Annotated in this window: 2 protein-coding genes; one reads left to right on the top strand and one right to left on the bottom strand. The window is 72.7% G+C overall.

Translation table 11 applies throughout. The features are described from left to right. Nucleotides 1-63 precede the first annotated feature (63 nt). Nucleotides 64-642 (bottom strand): TetR/AcrR family transcriptional regulator, encoded by a 579-nt coding sequence (locus ACYVE7_RS33545; RefSeq protein WP_460370538.1) that lies wholly within the window; start codon nucleotides 640-642, stop codon nucleotides 64-66. A 44-nt stretch (nucleotides 643-686) separates the two neighbouring features. Between ACYVE7_RS33545 and ACYVE7_RS33540 the strand changes: the two genes are divergently transcribed. Then, nucleotides 687-1750, top strand: a 1064-nt coding sequence (locus ACYVE7_RS33540) for a nitroreductase/quinone reductase family protein (RefSeq protein WP_460370536.1), incomplete at its 3' end; no start/stop codon positions are given.

Raw genomic sequence — 1750 nt, 5'->3', positions numbered from 1 at the left:
TGCTCACTCACCAGCGGCTACCAGGCACCGAGTCTGCCAGTGAGGCTCACCCGGTAGCTCCCATTAGGGGGTGGCGGTGGGGAGGAGGAGCTCGGACAGGAAGGGGCGGAGGGGGGTGGGGGGTGGGGCGATGACGATCGAGCAGGCGATGCGGACCAGCCATTCGGCGAGGATCGCGGGGTCGCGGCGGGCTAGCTGGGGGGAGGCGAGCGCGACGGCCAGGAGCGGGGCGACGATCTCGGCGGTGGAGCGGATCAGTTCGGGGATCTCCGAGGAGAACAGCACCCCGACGGTCTCCCGCTCGTCGGCGAGCATCTTGGCCAGCACCGGATGGGCGATCGCCTCCTCGATGACCGTCGCGACCAGATCGACCAGGCTGTCCGGCGTGAACTCGCCGGTCAGCCTGGCCGGCAGGGAAGTCAGCACCCGGTGCAGGTCGCGCGCGGCCAGCAGCAGCGCGATCTGCTCGACATTGCCGACCTGCCGGTACACCGTGGTGCGGTTGACGCCCAGTTCGCGTGCGATGTCCTGCACCGAGGTGTGGGACAGCCCGAACCGGGCGAAGCAGCGGGACGCCGCGTCCAGGAAGGGATCGAGCGCAGGCGGGGGGACCGGCGGAAGGCCGGGTAGAGCGGCGATCACCTGCGACAATGTAACAGATCCGTCGCATGGGCTAGGGTCGCGCTGTGGGCATCATCGAAGCGCTCTACGACTCCCCGCACTGGGCCGCGGCCGAGCCGCCGCGGGTGCCGTTCGGCGGACGCGCCGAACTCGGCGCGGCCGCCTGGCTGGCCTCCCGTGCGGTGGGCGCGGCCGCAGGCGTCGCCGAGAACAGGCTGGTGCAGGTGCTCGCGCTCACCCCCGGCCCCGCCCGCGCCTACCTGCCGTTCGGCAACGCCCTGGTGCCCCGCTCGGTGCTCGGCCGCACCAGGACCGAGCTGATCACGCTCCGGGCCACCTGGAACGTCGGCGGCCGGTACGAGTTCTTCCACCACGTCTTCCTGTCGCGGCCCGGCGGCATCTCCATCGAGACCGTCGAGCGGATCACCCGGGGGCCGCGCGCCGACGGGCTGAACGAGGAGCAGCGGGCGCTGCTGACCGCCTGTGACGAGCTGTACGCCGCCCGCGCCCTGTCCGCCTCCACCAGGGAGTGGCTGACCCGCTTCCTGTCGCCCGACCAGATCAGGGATCTCTGCCTGCTCGTCGGCCACTACGAGATGCTGGCGATGCTGCTGAAGTCGGCGGGCGCGGAGCCCGAGCCGGGCGCTTGGGAGTCGGGGCCGCTGCGCTGGCTCCGCTCGGCCGACGACGGCGACCGGCTGATGCCGGACTGGCCGTCCTGGTTCCGGAAGGGCGCCAACGCCGTGATCGGCTCGGCCGCCCCCTATCTGCCGCCCTACTCGATGGTCGTCCACAAGGGCCGCAGGTCCGGCACCGTCCGGCGCACCCCGGTGCTGGCCGTCCGGAACGGGAACAAGGTCATCGTCTTCGTGATGTACGGGGACCGCTCGGACTGGGTGCGCAATCTGCTGGCCGAGGGGCGCGGCGGCTGGGAGCGGGCGGGCCGGCTGCACCGGATCTCCCGGTTCAAGGTCACGGACGTCGCGACCGACGGCGGGCTCGTCCCCGCCCGGTACCGGCCCGCGGCCCGGCTGGTGAAGCTGCTGATCGCGGAGCTGGAGGACGTCGAACCGGCCCCGCCCCGGCCGTCGCGGCTGCCCGGCTCCTCCGACCGGGTGCTGCCGGCCTG

The organism is Actinocorallia lasiicapitis (genome assembly GCF_054778695.1).
Note: the sequence above shows the minus strand (reverse complement) of the source record. Positions and strands in the feature narration are given on the sequence as shown.